The sequence below is a fragment of the Streptomyces sp. CG4 genome (genome assembly GCF_041080655.1).
Classification (GTDB): Bacteria; Actinomycetota; Actinomycetes; order Streptomycetales; family Streptomycetaceae; genus Streptomyces.
Map to the genome: position 1 here is coordinate 1,970,971 of NZ_CP163525.1, position 15,228 is coordinate 1,986,198.

Sequence of the window (15,228 nt, forward strand, 5' to 3'; positions counted from 1 at the left end):
TGTCCATGTCCCAGTACCAGCTCCGTGTCTACACGCTGTGCAGCCCTGAGGCGCTCGTCGCCTACGAGAACATCTGGTCCAAGCACATCCCCGGTATGGCGAAGTACCGGATCACCACGCACGGCATCTGGACGGTGCCCGCGGCTTTCGGAAGTGAGCCGCCCAAGCTGTACGCCCTCGTCTCCTACAGGGACGGCGACGACGTGCAGGAACGGCTGCTGGCGTACCTGGCCGGCCCGGAGTTCAGCGCCGACATGGAGGGCTTCGACCTCGGCCAGATCGTCGGTGTCACCGAGACCGCGCTGATGCCCACCTCCGACTCACCCTTGCGCTGACGGTTCCGGCGCGACCGGCGCTTCGGCCATAGGGGCCATGGTCGAACAGCTCTTGTCACGGGGAGGATTCCCCGGCGCGGGACATGAGGTGCGGCCGGTGCAGATGACGCGAGGGGGTGCGTTCGATGATCAGGAAGGCGGCGTCGTCGGTGAGTCGCCCTCCGGTGTGCGCGAGCAGGTCACGGTGAATGTGGTGCAGCAGCGCGTCGGGGTTTGAAGGGGGGAAGGCGGCGACTCGCTCGGCAAGCGGATAGAAGGCTCCAGCCGGTGAGCGTGCTTCGATCACGCCGTCGGTGTAGAGCAGCAGCATGTCACCCGGTTCCAAGGTGAAGGGGTCGGTGCTGTCCTTGCGGATGCAGAGGGCGCACAGGCCCAAGGGGGGCGCGGGCCGGCGGGAGTACAGGACGGTCACCTGGTCTCCACGGACCAGCAGCGGCGGCGGATGGCCGCAGTTGAGCATCTCGGCCTGCGGGCCCTGATCGGGGATGTCGACCATGATGGCGGTGATGAAGTGCTCGTCGACGTCATGCGCGGTATCGGCGACCTCCTCCAGATTCCGGCAGACGCTGTCTTCGACTGCGGTGACGAGTTCGGGCAGGGAGGCGTACCGGTGAGCGCCCTCACGGAACGCGCCCATCACCACCGACGCCTCGCCGATGGAGGCCAGCCCATGGCCTCGTACGTCGCCGATGAGTACCCGGGTGCAGGGGTGATCGGCGCGGGCCACCGCCAACAGGTCGCCCCCGATCTGGGCCTCCTCCTCAGCGGCCAGATACAGCCAGGCCACCCGCAATGGTCCGATGCGGCGGGGTGGAGGCCGCAGCAGAATCCACTGGGCCGTCTCGGCCACCGACCGCACCCGGCTCAGCTCCCGGGCACGCCGCTCCCGCACGTAGGTGATGAAGACCACCAGAGCCGACAGCACGGCCAGGGCGATGAGCTGCGCCACGTGGTTGGTCGTGGTCAGCCCGCCGTGGAAGACCGAGATGATCACCAGGGCTGCCTGCGCCAGAGCCCCGACCAGGGCGGTCAGCCGTGGACCGGCGAAGGAGGCGGTCAGAGTCGGCGCGATGACCAGCAACGGGCCCAGATGAACACTGGTGCCGATGCCGATGTCGGTCACCGTGATGGCAACGATCAGTGCGAGCGCGATCACCAGCAGCCCGCCCCCCGCGCGCTGCTCCAGGAGGCGGTCTCCCGATAGACCTCTCGCACCCATACGCCCTTTTTACGCCCTCTCCGGCCGTACATGCCCCTGCGTCGGTTCCTGTCGAGGTCGGTACGGCTTGCGGTGTTGCATGTGAGCGCGGACGGGAGCACTCACCCATTACCGCTGGTTGCTAGCCCAGGTCGGCGGAGCAACTGGTTCCAGGCGGTGCCGCCGAGGTCCGAGCGACAGTGAAAGCTTTCGCCCGCTCGGGCGGATCGGTGAAGGTGGTCATCAGGACCGACAGGGCCGACGGGGCCGCCGAGCAGCAGCAGACTGCCGAAAGCCAGCGCATAGGCGGTGACCACCCACTGCCGGTCGGTCTCGGCGCCGCAAGCAGCGACGGTGGCGTTCTGGGACATGGAGGCAGCCCTCCGGACAGCAAATGAGGGATGGAGGAAGAGAGAAAAGAACGGATCGAGAGATCGGGTAGGTCTCATCCGGTACGGGGCGACACTTCGCGCTCACGGGCGGGAGCACTCGGCGGCGTAGCCGCCTCGGTGAACGGACAACGCCGGTGATTCAGCTCGACGAGGCCGACGGTCTCCTGCTTCAGGAGGGAGACCAGGAACAAGCCAACGACCATGGTCATTGCGCGGTTCAGCGTCGGCATACGGCTGCCGTGTAGAGGCTGGATGTGGAACCACCCCGCCCGGGCGGTCTCACCCGATGTGACGGGGTGGCTCCCGTGTGTCGCAGTCTGAGATCGCCCGACGGCAGGCGCGCCGCAGGCGCCAGCGCTTGGGGCGCAGTGTCTCAGGCTGACTGGCTCAATGGCCGGCGCGCCGGCCGTCACGACCGGTGGTGAGGCGGCTTTCCAGGCCCGTGATCAGCGTGTCCATCACGAGGCGGAACATGCGGTCCTGGTCAGGGCCTTCAGGGGCCGCACTGGTAGAGCCAGGGTCTGCGTCCGCGGCCTCGTCTTCGACGGCTTCAGGGCCGTGGGGCTTGAGGGTCGACCACTGCTGGAGAGCGCCGTTGAGTTCCGCGGTGAGGACACCGATGACGACGGCGACCATCAGCGCGGCGATCTCCGAGACCTCTGACTGCGGCACACCGGCAGCGGCCACGATGGCGGTGAGGGCGGTCCAGAACGGGTCGTCGGGCTGGATGAAGTCCGGCTGGTGGCTGAACGAGTACGCCAGCAGCTTGGGGTGACGGTGCGCCAGGGTCCGGAAGTCCGTGGCGAGCAGACGGATCCGCTCCTGCCAGGGAGCGTCCTCCAGGGTCACGGTGCGGAACTGCGCTCCGACCATTCTCGTCACGCCGCGCAGCACGGCTTCCTTGTTCGGCACGTGGTGGTACAGCGACATCGGGTTCGCGTCGAGCGCGGTGGCGAGTTTGCGCATGGTGAGCGCCTCGACCCCGTCCTCGTCGATGAGCCGCAGGGCGGCGGCATAGATCCCGGCCTCCGTCAGAGGCACGTCTCTCTTCCTCGTTCCCCGCGGGGGACGTCTCACCTGCTTTTCCATACCTCGTATGGTACCAGTTCCGTACACGGTACGGAAATGAGCTTCACCACAGCCTCACCTGGGCTCCCGGGGTTGCGCCCCACTTTCCATACCTCGTATGGTTCAAATTCCATACGGCGTATGTTTCCGTACGGCGCCACGGCATCGACCTACGCAGCGCGCCCTTGCCCATCCCCCTCCACCCCTCCGCAGAGGAGCAAGACATGACCACGCACTCCGCGAACGGCCTTCGCCCCATCCGGTCCCCGCGCGGGATCCCCCTCCTCGGCAACACGCCGCAGATCCCCGACACCAATCCGGTGGAGTACTTCGGTGAGCTGTCCAAGCAGTTCCCCGAGGGCATCTACGGCATGGACATCGCCGGCATCGAGCAGGTCTTCGTCTACGACCCGGACCTGGTGGCCGAGGTCTGCGACGAGACGCGGTTCTTCAAGCAGATCGACAAGACGCCGCTGCACCACGTCCGGGACTTCGCGGGGGCGGGCCTGTTCACGGCCCACCAGTACGAAGAGGAATGGGGCATGGCACACCGTGTCCTGCTGCCGGCGTTCAGCCAGCGGGCCATGAAGGCGTACTTCGGGCAGATGCTGGAGATCGCCCAGAACCTGGCGGGCAAGTGGGAGCGCCGGGAGGGTCAGTCGGTCAACATCACCGACGACTACACCCGCCTGACGCTGGACACCATCGCCCTGTCGGGGTTCGGCTACCGGTTCAAGTCCTTCGACAAGGAGGAGCTGCACCCCTTCCTCAACGCGCTGCTGGAGGCGCTGATCGAGTCGCTGCGGCGCTCGCAGGAGCTGCCGATGATGACCAAGCTGCGCAAGGCGGACGACCGCAAGTACCGCGACAACATCCGGCTGATGCAGGACCTGGTCGAGAGTGTGATCAAGGAGCGCCGCGAGGAGAAGGGCACCGGTGAGGAGGACCTGCTGGGTCTGATGCTGGAGGCCACCGACCCGGAGACCGGCAAGCTGCTGGCCGACGACAACGTCCGCGACCAGGTGCTGACGTTTCTGATCGCCGGTCACGAGACCACCAGTGGTCTGCTGTCGTTCGCCACGTACTCGCTGATGCGCAACCCGCACGTCCTGGCCCAGGCGTATGCCGAGGTGGACCGCCTGCTGCCCGGCGACACCGTCCCGGACTACGACACGATCATGCAGCTGGACGTCATCCCGCGGATCCTGGACGAGACCCTGCGTCTGTGGGCTCCGATCCCGGCGTTCGGCAAGGCTCCGCTGGAGGACACCGTCATCGGTGGCCGCTACCTTCTCAAGAAGGGCACGCGGGTCAACATCCTCGAGGGTCCCCTGCACACCCACCCCAAGGCGTGGGACCGTCCCGATGAGTTCGACATCGACCGGTGGCTGCCGGAGAACCGGGCTCAGCAGCACCCGCACGCCTACAAGCCGTTCGGCAACGGTGTGCGTGCCTGCATCGGCCGGCAGTTCGCGCTGACCGAGGCCCGCCTGGCCCTGGCGTTGGTGCTGCAGAAGTTCAAGCTCTCGGACACCAGCGACTACAAGATGGACGTGCGGGAGGCGTTGACGCGCAAGCCCGGCAACTTCGAGCTGATCGTCCGCCGTCGTCAGGAGCACGAGCGGACCGTTTTCGGCGCCGCGGACCTGCAGACCGGCGACACGCAGGCGCAGGCAGCGGTCAGCGGTGTCGGGGTGAACCTGACCGTCGCCTACGGCTCCAGCCTGGGTTCGTGCGAGGACCTGGCGCGCACCATCGCCGACCGAGGTGAGCGCTCCGGCTTCGGCACCACGCTGGTGAGCCTGGACGAGCTGGGTGACAACCTGCCCTCCGAGGGCCTGCTCGCCGTGGTGGCGGCCAGCTACAACGGCAAGGCTCCCGACAACGCCCAGCGCTTCGACGACCTGCTCGGCGCCGGGCTGCCCGAGGGCTCGCTGACGAATGTGCGGTACGCGCTGCTGGGCGCCGGCAACACCCAGTGGGTGGCCACCTACCAGGCATTCCCCAAGCGGATCGAGGAAGGTCTGCTGGCCGCCGGCGCCACCCCGGTCGTCGAACGCGGCATCGCGGACGCCGCCGGGGACTTCGACGGCATGGCCACGCGGTGGATGGACACCCTGTGGGCCACCCTGGCCGAGGAGTACGCCGCCGACACCTCTCAGGCGAGCGGCCCCCGTTACCAGGTCCAGCTGCTCACCGAGTCCGACGTGCGCCCCGCCATCGTCTCCGAGCAGGCTTACCCGCTCACCGTGGTCGCCAACGAGGAACTCGTGGCCGACGCGACCGGACTGTGGGACTTCCAGATCGAGCCGCCGCGCCCGTCCGCGAAGTCCATCACCTTCGAGCTGCCCGACGGCGTCACCTACGACACCGGCAACCACCTGGCCGTCTTCGCCAAGAACGAACTCGCCCTGGCGGAGCGCGCTTTGAGGCGGCTCGGTGTCGAGTACGACCAGGTGCTCCGGCTCGACCAGCCGGCCGGTGGCCGCACCCACCTGCCGGTCGGCACGCCGGTCACCGCCGGCATCCTGCTCACCGAGTTCCTGGAGCTGCAGGACGTGGCCACCCGGTCCCAGATCCAGACGCTCGCCGAGTACACCGAGTGCCCGTGGACCCGGCCGCAGCTCCAGGCGTACACCGCCGACACCCAGGAGGCCGAGGAGCGCTACCAGAAGGAGGTCCTCGGCAAGCGCATCTCGGTGCTGGGCCTGCTGGAGCGCTTCCCGGCCGTCGAGCTGCCGCTGGCCGTGTTCCTGGAGATGATGGGCCCCATCCGCCCGCGCTTCTACTCCATCTCCTCCGCCCCGTCCGCCAACCCGCGCCACGTGCGCCTGACCGTCGGCCTGCTGGAAGGCCCGGCCCTGTCCGGCGACGGCCAGTACCGCGGCACCTGCTCCTCCTACATCGCCGGCCTCGAGCCCGGAGACGTCGTCTACGGCTACGTCCGCGTGCCCTCCCCCACCTTCGCCCCGCCCGCCGACCCCGCCACGCCGCTGATCCTCATCGGCCCCGGCACCGGCATCGCGCCGCTGCGCGGCTTCCTGGAGGAGCGGGCGACACAGCACGCGAAGGGCACCCAGGTGGGCGCGTCGCAGGTCTTCGTCGGCTGCCGCCACCCGGAACACGACTACTTCTACAAGCAGGAGATGCAGGACTGGGAGCAGGCCGGGATCGCGCAGATCCACACCGCCTTCTCCGCGGTGACCGGCCACCCGGCCCGCTTCGTGCAGAACGCCATCGCCCATGCCGCCGACACGGTGTGGCAGGCCATCGAGGACGGCGCGTACATCTACGTCTGCGGTGACGGCCGCCGCATGGCCCCCGCCGTCCGCGAGGCACTCGCCGCCCTCCACCGCCAGAAGACCGGCAGCGACGAGGAGACCGCCCAGCAGTGGCTCGCCCAGCTCGAAGCGGACGAGCGCTACCAGCAGGACGTCTTCGCCTGACCGTCGCACGCCGTCAAGGGCGCGCTGACCCCCAGCCGCCGGGAGGCGTGCGGACGTCCTGCCTCCCCCGCACGCCTCCCGGCCCCACCAGCCATTCAGACACCCCATGGCACCCATGGCCCGAACCACCGGGCCGTGCCGCTCACAGAAAGCAGATCACCATGGACACCATGCTCGCCGGACGCTTCCACCTGGACAGCAAGAAGTTCGCCGTGGAAGAGGTCCCGATCCCCGTGCCGGGCCCGGGCGAGGTCCTCATCGAGGTCAAGGCCGCAGGCGTCTGCCTCTCCGACGTCCACCTGCTCGACGGCTCCCTGGTCCCGCTGTTCGCCACCTCCGACACGGTCACCGTCGGCCACGAGGTCTCCGGGGTGATCCACACGCTCGGCCCCGACCTCAAGCGCGGCCTGCCCGTCGGCGCCCGCGTCACCCTGGAGGCCGGCAAGACCTGCGGCACGTGCGCCGGCTGCGTGCGCCACCGCCCCTGCACCCAGATGCTCACTGCCGGCATCGACTACGACGGCGGCTGGGCCGAGTACGTCATCGCCCGCGAGGACACCCTCATCCCCATCCCCGACAGCCTCCCCTTCGACCAGGCCGCGATCATCCCCGACGCGGTCTCCACCCCCTACGCCGCCGTCGTCGCCACCGCGGGCGTCCGTGCCGCCCAGTCCGTCGGCGTCTGGGGAGTCGGCGGAGTCGGCGCGCACAACGTACGCCTCGCCCGCCTGGTCGGCGCCGCCCCGATCATCGCCGTCGACCCGCTGCCCAGCGCCCGCGAGCGCGCCCTGGCCTTCGGCGCGGACCTCGCGCTCGACCCGGCAGCCCCCGACTTCGCCGACCAGGTCCGCGCAGCCACCGGCGGACGCGGCCTCGACTTCGCCTTCGACTGCGCCGGCGTCCCCGCCGTCCGCGACCAGGCCGCCTCCGTGCTCGGCCTGGGCGGCTCCCTGATCCTGGTGGGCATCACACCCCGGCCGCTGACCATCACCGAGGGCCTGACCTTCAACTACCTGCAGAAGCAGGTGCGCGGCCACTACGGCGGCTTCCCCGAGTCCGTCTCCGAGCTGGTGCAGCTGACCGCGGCCGGCCGCCTCGACCTGGCCCCCTCCATCACCGACCACATCCCGCTCGTCGAGGCCGCCGACGCCGTCCACCGACTGGAGAACAAGATCGGCGACCCGATCCGCCTCATCCTCGTCCCCTGACGCCCGTCAGCAGGACGACAAGCCACCCTGGGCAGGGGTGAGTGGGCGCCGGTGCGTGAGGGAGCAGCGGCGCCCACGGCTTTCCGGCAACCGTGGAGAGAAAGAACCATGCAGACGACCGACACCCCGGGCCGTACTGTGCGGCGCAAGGATGCGCACTCCAACCGCCGACGCATCCTCGCGACCGCCCGGCAGAAACTGCGGGAAAACCCGGACGCGAGTCTCGACAGCATCTCTCAGGCGGCCGGCGTCGCCCGGCGCACCCTCTACGGACACTTCCCCAGCCGGCATGCGCTGATCGCCGACCTGACGCAGGAAGCAGGCCATGAACTCCGGCAGGCGTTCGCCAGAGCCCGTACCGCGGATGCCGACCCGGTCGAGGCGATGACACGGATGGTGCTGGCGGCATGGACGGTGGGCGACCACTACCGCGTGCTCATCACCGTGGGACGACGCCATCTGGAAGAGGACGAGATCCGCACCACCCTGGCACCGGCCCGCGCAGAAGCCGTCGCAACCCTACGGCGCGGTCAGCGCGAAGGCGTCTTCGCGGACCACCTTCCAGCACCCGTGCTCGCCCAGGCACTGGAGGCACTCATGCTGGCCCTCGCCGAGGAGAACGCCGCATGCCCGTGGGCGGACCCCACTGGTGAGGCCGCAGCAACCGCGTTCCTCGTCGCCGCCGGCGTAGCACCACAGAGGGCCGCGCTTCAGGTGCAGGAGGTCATCGGGCGAGATCGGGCAGCGGGCGACGGGTGACCTCGTGGGCGTCGTCCGCAGCGAGGCCGAGCATGCGCAGGACCATCTCGGCCAGGTCGGAGGCGGCCTCGTCGCCGTCGAGGTCCGGGCGGTCCAGCCGGAGAGCCACCAGGGACAGCAGGGTGCCGCCCAGGGCCGACAGGGCAGTGGTCGCGTTGCCGCAGGTGAAACGGCCCGAGGCGATGCCGATCTCCAGGTCGCGCAGGGCGCGTGGGGCGAGGCCGCTGTCGGAGTGGATGTGGGCCAGGCCGCGGTCGCGCAGGATGCGCATGAGTTCCGGGTGGGAGTCGGCCATCCGGGCGGTGAGCCGGAAGCCGGCCGCGACCAGCTCGGCCGGGTCGTCGATGCCTTCCACGCGCTCGTCGATGACCTGCCCGAACTCCTCCAGGGCGTCCGTCACCGCCGCGTCGAACAGCTCCGTCTTCGACTCGAAGTGGTTGTAGAAGGACCCGAAGCCGACATCGGCGCGCTCGGCGATGGCCTGGATGCTTGCGCTCGTGTCCCCGGTTTCCGCGAGGATCTGCCGGGCCGCGCGGACGAGCGCCTGGCGGGTCTCGGCACGGCGTCGCTCGAAGCGGTTCTTGGGCGGGGCTGACGTCGGCATACGGTCCAGTGTAGCCGCCGCAACGATGACACTGCCATTACTGATGAGATCCTCAATTATTTGGGCTGCACCTATTGACGACGAGAAACGGCAGAGTTGATGATTTCCTCATTACGGCAGTGTTGCTTGGAGGACACCATGTCCCACATCCCCGTTGACAAGGGCGGTCCTCTGACGCCCCACCAAGACCTCCACAGTGAGCAGGGCGCCCTACGCGGTGAACACCCCGGACGAGCCCGGAATCCCGTGATCAAAGTGGCGGATCTGGCCTGGCTGGAGTTCGAGAAGCCCGACCTGGACCGGGCCGAGGTGTTCGCCCGCGACTTCGGCTTCGCGATCGCCGCCCGCACCCAGCACGAACTGTGGCTGCGCGGCACGTTCGCGGGCTCACCCTGCATGGTCATCCGGCGCGGGAGCGCCTCCCGCTTCCTCGGACCGGCGTTCCGCGCGGCCGAGCGGGCCGATGTGGACCGGCTGGCCGCCGCCGTCGGCCACACCGTCCGGGACATCGACGTCCCCGGCGGCGGCCGGTCGGTCGCCCTGTTCGATCCCTCGGGACTCCCGGTCCGGGTGGTGCACTGCGCCGAACCGCTTCCCGCGCTTCCCGGGCAGCAGCCGCTGCCCCTCAACACCGGCATCGAAGGCCGTCGTACGAACACCACCCAGCGCCCGCCCCGCGAGCCGTCCCGCATCCAGCGCCTGGGCCATGTGGTCCTGGAGACGCGGACGTTCACCCGCACCCTGGACTGGTACCTGGACACCCTCGGCATGATCGTGTCCGACTTCCTGTTCCTGGACGGGCAGCGCCGGCGCGGACCGACCATGGCGTTCATCCGCTGCGACCAGGGCAGCCTGCCCGTGGACCACCACACCCTCGCCCTGCACCTCGGGCCGGGCACCGGCTACGTCCACTCCGCCTACCAGGTCACCGACCTCGACGCGATCGCCGCCGGCGGGGAGTACCTGGCCGAGCGCGGCTACCAGCGCAGCTGGGGGATCGGCCGGCACATCCAGGGCAGCCAGCTCTTCGACTACTGGCGCGACCCCGACCGCTTCATGCTGGAGCACTTCGCCGACGGCGACCTGTTCTCCTGCGACCTCGAACCCGGATGGGCACCGATGTCGGCGAGCGGCCTGGCCCAGTGGGGGCCGCCCGTCACCCGCGACTTCCTGGGCACCAGCCCCTCCCCCGCCAAGCTCCGCGAGGTCATGACGGCCCTGCGCGACGACAACGAACTCGACCCCGCACGCCTGCTGGGCCTGATGAAAGCGATGAGCTCATGAGCACCAACGTGCTGCGCACCCCCGACGGCTGGTGGGCCGTCCGAAACGAGCGCGCCGTCCGCATCGAGACCAAGGCGGTCACCACCGCCGAACTGCTCGCCGACCGGGCCGCCGTGCAGGAGGCCGCCGCCTCCGGCGAGCGCGGCACACCCGTCGCCGACCTGGTGGCGCTGCCCCCGGTCACCACCCCCTGCCGGGTGGTCGCCCAAATGGTCAACTACCGCAGCCACGCCAAGGATTCGGGCTTCACGGGCGACATCCCGCCCACCTTCTTCCGCAAGGCGTCCGGCTCGGTCAGCGGCCCGCACGACACGATCGTCCGTCCCACGCACGTGAACTTCCTCGACTACGAAGTCGAACTCGGCCTCGTCATGGGCGCGACGCTCCCGGTGGGCACGGTGGTGGAGGAGCAGGACCTTCCTTCGTACGTCGCCGGGCTCGTCCTCACCAACGACGTCAGCGCCCGCGACGTCCAGCTGACCAAGACCCAGTTCTACGAGAGCAAGTCCTACCCGACCTTCACGCCGACGGGTCCGTACCTGGCCCTGCTGGAGCCGGAGGACTTCGACCGTCTGATCGACCTGCGACTGCGGCTGTCGGTGAACGGTGTAACGCGTCAGGACCGCACCCTGGCCGACATGATCGTGCGGCCCGCGCAGGCGCTCACCCTGCTCGCCCGCTTCCAGACCCTCGACCCGGGCGACCTGCTGCTGACCGGTACGCCCGGCGGCACGGCTCTGAAGGCCCCGCCCAAGCCGGTCGAGAAGATCGCCGCGCTGCTGCCGCCCGCGCTGAAGTGGAAGGCGTTCTTCAACGGCCAGGCCAAGAACCCCCGGTATCTGCGCGACGGTGACCTCGTCACCGCCTCGATCGCCACCCCCGACGGGCGGATCGACCTGGGCGAGCAGCGGACCGCTGTGGCGGACGCGACGTGAGCGCCGCATCCCGGAGACCGGTAGTGATCATCGGCGCGGGCCCCGTCGGGGTCACGGCCGCGCTCCTGCTCGCCCGGCACGGAGTGCCCAGCCTGCTCCTCGAACGCCACCGGGACGTTTACCCCCTGCCGCGCGCCGTCGTCGTGGACGACGAGGTTCGCCGGATCCTGCAGAGTATCGGCGTCCACGAGGAGTTCGCCACCCTCGCCAGGCCGGCGCCCGGGTTGCGGCTGCTGGACGCCCGGCGCCGCGTGATCGCCGAGTTCCCACGGTCCCTGCACGGCCACCACGGCTTCCCGCAGACCAGCATGTTCGACCAGCCAGAGCTGGAACGGCTGCTGCGCGACGCCCTGGCCCGTCGCCCCGAGTGCGAGCTGCGGGGCGGGGTGGAGGTCGTGTCCGTCAGCCAGGACACCGACGGAACGGCTCCGGTCCGGGTCACCTTCCGCCGCGACGGCAGCGTCGAGGACGAGCACGTGTGGGCCGACGCCGTCCTCGGCTGCGACGGCGCGGGCAGCATCACCCGCGATGCCATCGGCGCCGTGTGGGAGGACCTGCATTTCGAGGAGAGCTGGCGGGTCATCGACGTGCGCACCAGCCTCCCGGTGCGCACCTGGGACGGCGCCGAGCAGATCTGCTGTCCCACCCGCCCGGCCACCTTCATGCGCGTCGGCGAGGACCGCTACCGCTGGGAGTTCCGGCTGGCCGAGGGCGAGTCCTTGGACGGCCCGGAAGGGCTGGAGCAGCTGCACGAGCTGGTCGCCCCCTGGGTCGACCTGCCGTCCGCTGCCCACGGGGGCGGAGGCGACGACTTCAAGGTGATCCGGCAGGCGCACTACACCTTCCGGGCCCGCCTCGCCAACCGGTGGCGCCGTGGACGCGTCTTCCTGATGGGTGACGCGGCCCACCTCACCCCGCCCTTCATCGGGCAGGGCCTGTGCGCGGGCCTGCGCGACGCCCGCAACCTCACCTGGAAACTCGCCCGCGTCCTTCAGCAGGGCGCAGACGACCGACTGCTGGACACCTACCAGCAGGAGCGCAAGCCGCACGCCCGCCACGTGATCCGTGTCGCGGTCGCCGTCGGCTGGGCCATGACCGGTGGACAGGACCGCGGTGCGGCCATCCGCCGGGCCGTGGTGGGCGCGGCCTGCCGCATCCCCGGTGTGACCGCGGCGGTGAGCCGCGACCTCAGCCCCGCACTGACCGCCAATCCGCTGGTACGACGCCGCCCCCGACTGACCGGCCGCTCACTGGCCGGCACCTTCTGCCCGCAACCCTGGGTGATCGTCGACGGCAGGCGAGAGCGCCTCGACGACATACTCGGGGACTCCTTCGCCGTGCTGACCGCCCTGCCGCCCACGGCACGGATGACGGGCGTGGCCACGGCCCTGGGCGCATCCGTGATCCATGTCGGCGACCTGGACGACGACGGCACGCTGGCGGCCTGGCTGGCGCGCGGCCGGGCGGACGCGGTCCTGTTGCGACCCGACCGCGTCGTGATGGACACCGTCCCCACCGGCACCGGCGACTTCACCGACGCCGCCGCCTGGGCTCCCCTGCTACACACGGCCCGCCGCGCCGAAGCCCGGCCCGCACCCTGACGAGGAACACCACACCATGACCACCCCGCACTCCACGCCGTGTCCGGAGCCCTTCCTGCCGCCCGACCCCCAAGCGGCCGCCGGCAGCCGCATCGCGGACTTTGCCCGCTGGACCGCCCGGCACCAGGGCGCCGAAACGATCCAGGACCCCACCGACTACCAGGCCCTGCACCACTGGTCCGTCACGGACCTGGAAGGATTCTGGGCCGCGGTGTGGGAGTACTTCGACATCGACGCCACCACTCCGTACGAGCGGGTGCTGGCCGATGAGACCATGCCGGGTGCGCGCTGGTTCCCGGGCGCCTCCCTCAACTACGCCCACCACGCGCTGCGCAACCTGGACCCGGAGGCGCTCGCGATCACCGCGCTGGACGAGACCGGAGCCGCCTACGAGATCACGGGCCGGGAGCTGCGCGCCCAGGTCGCCTCCGTCGCCGCCACCCTGCGCGACCTGGGCGTCGGACAGGGCGACCGGGTGGTCGGCTACCTGCCCAACACGCCCCACGCCGTCATCGCCTTCCTCGCCACCGCCACCCTGGGCGCGGTGTGGTCGGTGTGCGGCCAGGACTACGCGCCCGAGGCCGCAGCCGACCGCTTCGCCCAGCTCGAACCCACGGTGCTCATCACCGCGGACGGCTACCTCTTCAACGGCACCCGCCACGACCGCCGCGCCGCCTCCCTCGACCTCGCCGCCGCCCTTCCCACGCTCAAGGCCACGGTCCTCGTGGATCACCTGGGCCATGCGTGGCCCCCGACCCGGGCCGCGCGACTGACGGTTCCCTGGGAGGACGCGGCCACCCGCACCGAGGACCTCGCCATCGCCCCGGTTCCGTTCGACCACCCGCTGTGGATCGTCTTCTCCTCCGGCACCACCGGCCTACCCAAGGGCATCGTCCACGGCCACGGAGGCGTCCTGCTCGAACACCTCAAGACCCTCGGCCTGCACTCCGACCTCGGTCCCGGCGACCGCCTGCTGTGGTACACCACCACCCACTGGATGATGTGGAACCTCGTCGTCTCCACCCTGCTGACCGGCGCCACCACCTGCACCTACGACGGCAGCCCCGCGCCGGTGGCGCACCCGGACGTCCTGTGGGAGCTGGCGGCCCGCCACAAGGTCACCGTCTTCGGCACCAGCCCCCAGTACCTGCTGGCCATGGCCAAGCTCGGCGTCGACCCCGCCGCGCACGACCTTTCGGCCGTCCGCGTCATCGGCTGCACCGGCTCCGCCCTGCCCGCCTCCGCCTACCCCTGGGTCCGCGACCACGTCGGCGCCGGCATCCAGCTGGCCTCCACCAGCGGCGGCACGGACGTCGTCTCCGGCTTCGCCGGCAGCGCCCCCACCACCCCGGTGTGGGCGGGTGAACTGTCGGCTCCCAACCTCGGGGTGGCGCTCGCGGCGTACGACGGCGCGGGACGGCCGGTCGTCGACCAGGTCGGCGAACTGGTCGTCACCCGGCCCATGCCGTCGATGCCGCTGTACTTCTGGAACGACCCCGACGGCAGCCGCTACCGCGACACCTACTTCACCGCCTACCCGGGCGTGTGGCGGCACGGGGACTGGATCACTCTCACCTCCCACGGCTCGGTGATCGTGCACGGCCGCTCCGACGCCACGCTCAACCGCAACGGCGTCCGCCTGGGCAGCGCCGACATCCACGACATCGTCGAACGCCTCCCTGAGATCGCCGAGGCCCTCGTCATCGGTGCGGAGGAACCCGACGGCGGCTACTGGATGCCGCTCTTCGTGGTCCTCGCCGACGGGGTCGGTCTGGACGAGTCCCTGTGCGAGAAGATCCGCGACGCGATCCGCACCGGCGCCTCACCCCGCCACGTCCCCGACGAGATCCTCGCCGTGCCGGCCATCCCGCACACGAAGACCGGCAAGAAGCTCGAGGTCCCGGTCAAGCGCCTCCTCCAAGGCACCCCCGCCGACCAAGTCCTCAACCCCTCCGCGGTCGACAACCCCGACCTGATCGCCTACTTCGCCGGCCTGGGCGCCGAACGCCGCCAGGCCCGCCGCCCGCACACCCCCGAAGGCGTCTCGTGATCCTCTCCGCCTCGCTGACCTGTCTCATCGCGTTGATCTTCGCCCTGCTGGGCGCGGCCAAGATCCTGGCCCTGGGTCCGATGCCCGAGCCGGCCGCCCACGCCGGCTTCACCACCGCGGCCTACCGGGTCATCGGCACGCCGGAGCTGGCGGGCGCCATCGGCGTGGCCCTCGGCCCGGTCGTACCGCTGTGCGGCGGCCTGGCCGGTATCGCGCTGCTGATGCTGCTCGCCGGTGCCGTGACCACGCACGTACGCAAGGGCGACGGGCTGACCAAACTCCTCCCCGCGGTGACATGCGCTGCTTTGGTCGCCTGGTATCTCGTACTCCTCGCCGGCCTCTGACCCG

Annotated in this window: 13 protein-coding genes; 9 read left to right on the forward strand and 4 right to left on the reverse strand. The window is 70.3% G+C overall.

Features of this window, described 5'->3' with window-relative positions; all coding sequences use genetic code 11:
* Positions 1-5: 5 nt before the first annotated feature.
* Positions 6-335, forward strand: a complete 330-nt coding sequence (locus AB5L52_RS09145; RefSeq protein WP_351570655.1) for an NIPSNAP family protein — start codon at positions 6-8, stop codon at positions 333-335.
* Positions 336-390: 55 nt separating this feature from the next.
* On the opposite strand, the gene AB5L52_RS09150 is transcribed toward AB5L52_RS09145, so the two are convergent.
* The 3 genes from AB5L52_RS09150 to AB5L52_RS09160 form a co-directional block, all read right to left on the reverse strand.
* The gene (locus AB5L52_RS09150; protein ID WP_369363275.1) at positions 391-1,554 is read right to left on the reverse strand and encodes a PP2C family protein-serine/threonine phosphatase; all 1,164 of its coding nucleotides are present in this window, start codon (positions 1,552-1,554) and stop codon (positions 391-393) included.
* Positions 1,555-1,978: 424 nt separating this feature from the next.
* The gene (locus tag AB5L52_RS09155; protein WP_351570661.1) at positions 1,979-2,155 is read right to left on the reverse strand and encodes a hypothetical protein; all 177 of its coding nucleotides are present in this window, start codon (positions 2,153-2,155) and stop codon (positions 1,979-1,981) included.
* A 157-nt stretch (positions 2,156-2,312) separates the two neighbouring features.
* Entirely contained in the window at positions 2,313-2,966 is a 654-nt protein-coding gene (locus AB5L52_RS09160) for a TetR/AcrR family transcriptional regulator (RefSeq protein ID WP_369363277.1), read from the reverse strand.
* Between the two features lie 251 nt (positions 2,967-3,217).
* Between AB5L52_RS09160 and AB5L52_RS09165 the strand changes: the two genes are divergently transcribed.
* From AB5L52_RS09165 to AB5L52_RS09175, 3 genes are all read left to right on the forward strand, one after another.
* On the forward strand, positions 3,218-6,439 hold the full coding sequence (locus AB5L52_RS09165) for a bifunctional cytochrome P450/NADPH--P450 reductase (protein WP_369363278.1): 3,222 nt from the start codon (positions 3,218-3,220) through the stop codon (positions 6,437-6,439).
* Positions 6,440-6,600: 161 nt separating this feature from the next.
* A complete protein-coding gene (locus AB5L52_RS09170) occupies positions 6,601-7,647 on the forward strand; it encodes a zinc-binding dehydrogenase (RefSeq protein WP_369363280.1) in 1,047 nt (348 codons plus the stop codon).
* Between the two features lie 108 nt (positions 7,648-7,755).
* Positions 7,756-8,406: a TetR/AcrR family transcriptional regulator gene (locus tag AB5L52_RS09175; protein WP_369363282.1), complete on the forward strand. Its 651-nt coding sequence runs from the start codon at positions 7,756-7,758 to the stop codon at positions 8,404-8,406.
* Here the strand turns inward: AB5L52_RS09175 and AB5L52_RS09180 are convergent.
* On the reverse strand, positions 8,372-9,010 hold the full coding sequence (locus tag AB5L52_RS09180) for a TetR/AcrR family transcriptional regulator (protein WP_351766318.1): 639 nt from the start codon (positions 9,008-9,010) through the stop codon (positions 8,372-8,374). The two genes, AB5L52_RS09175 and AB5L52_RS09180, sit on opposite strands and share 35 nt — an antisense overlap.
* A 138-nt stretch (positions 9,011-9,148) precedes the next feature.
* Here AB5L52_RS09180 and AB5L52_RS09185 point away from each other — a divergent pair, with 138 nt between their 5' ends.
* The 5 genes from AB5L52_RS09185 to AB5L52_RS09205 are packed head-to-tail and all read left to right on the forward strand — an operon-like array spanning position 9,149 to position 15,224.
* On the forward strand, positions 9,149-10,294 hold the full coding sequence (locus tag AB5L52_RS09185; protein ID WP_369363284.1) for a VOC family protein: 1,146 nt from the start codon (positions 9,149-9,151) through the stop codon (positions 10,292-10,294).
* Complete coding sequence (locus tag AB5L52_RS09190; protein ID WP_369363286.1) at positions 10,291-11,229, forward strand: fumarylacetoacetate hydrolase family protein; 939 nt, start codon at positions 10,291-10,293, stop codon at positions 11,227-11,229. Before AB5L52_RS09185 ends, AB5L52_RS09190 begins: the two co-directional genes overlap by 4 nt.
* The gene (locus AB5L52_RS09195; protein ID WP_369363288.1) at positions 11,226-12,830 is read left to right on the forward strand and encodes a bifunctional 3-(3-hydroxy-phenyl)propionate/3-hydroxycinnamic acid hydroxylase; all 1,605 of its coding nucleotides are present in this window, start codon (positions 11,226-11,228) and stop codon (positions 12,828-12,830) included. Before AB5L52_RS09190 ends, AB5L52_RS09195 begins: the two co-directional genes overlap by 4 nt.
* A gap of 16 nt (positions 12,831-12,846) precedes the next feature.
* Positions 12,847-14,880 (forward strand): acetoacetate--CoA ligase, encoded by a 2,034-nt coding sequence (locus AB5L52_RS09200; RefSeq protein WP_369363290.1) that lies wholly within the window; start codon positions 12,847-12,849, stop codon positions 14,878-14,880.
* Positions 14,877-15,224 carry a DoxX family protein gene (locus tag AB5L52_RS09205; protein ID WP_369363291.1) on the forward strand — a complete coding sequence of 116 codons (348 nt, stop codon included), beginning with the start codon at positions 14,877-14,879 and terminating at the stop codon, positions 15,222-15,224. The genes AB5L52_RS09200 and AB5L52_RS09205 overlap by 4 nt, the downstream gene beginning before the upstream one ends.
* Positions 15,225-15,228 lie beyond the last annotated feature (4 nt).

Bases quoted from the DNA above. Each gene is read 5' to 3' on its own strand.
- AB5L52_RS09165 (WP_369363278.1), top strand. From the start codon at position 3,218: ATGACCACGCACTCCGCGAACGGCCTTCGCCCCATCCGGTCCCCGCGC.
- AB5L52_RS09150 (WP_369363275.1), bottom strand. From the start codon at position 1,554: ATGGGTGCGAGAGGTCTATCGGGAGACCGCCTCCTGGAGCAGCGCGCG.
- AB5L52_RS09170 (WP_369363280.1), top strand. From the start codon at position 6,601: ATGGACACCATGCTCGCCGGACGCTTCCACCTGGACAGCAAGAAGTTC.
- AB5L52_RS09185 (WP_369363284.1), top strand. From the start codon at position 9,149: ATGTCCCACATCCCCGTTGACAAGGGCGGTCCTCTGACGCCCCACCAA.
- AB5L52_RS09175 (WP_369363282.1), top strand. From the start codon at position 7,756: ATGCAGACGACCGACACCCCGGGCCGTACTGTGCGGCGCAAGGATGCG.
- AB5L52_RS09145 (WP_351570655.1), top strand. From the start codon at position 6: ATGTCCCAGTACCAGCTCCGTGTCTACACGCTGTGCAGCCCTGAGGCG.
- AB5L52_RS09200 (WP_369363290.1), top strand. From the start codon at position 12,847: ATGACCACCCCGCACTCCACGCCGTGTCCGGAGCCCTTCCTGCCGCCC.
- AB5L52_RS09155 (WP_351570661.1), bottom strand. From the start codon at position 2,155: ATGCCGACGCTGAACCGCGCAATGACCATGGTCGTTGGCTTGTTCCTG.
- AB5L52_RS09190 (WP_369363286.1), top strand. From the start codon at position 10,291: ATGAGCACCAACGTGCTGCGCACCCCCGACGGCTGGTGGGCCGTCCGA.
- AB5L52_RS09180 (WP_351766318.1), bottom strand. From the start codon at position 9,010: ATGCCGACGTCAGCCCCGCCCAAGAACCGCTTCGAGCGACGCCGTGCC.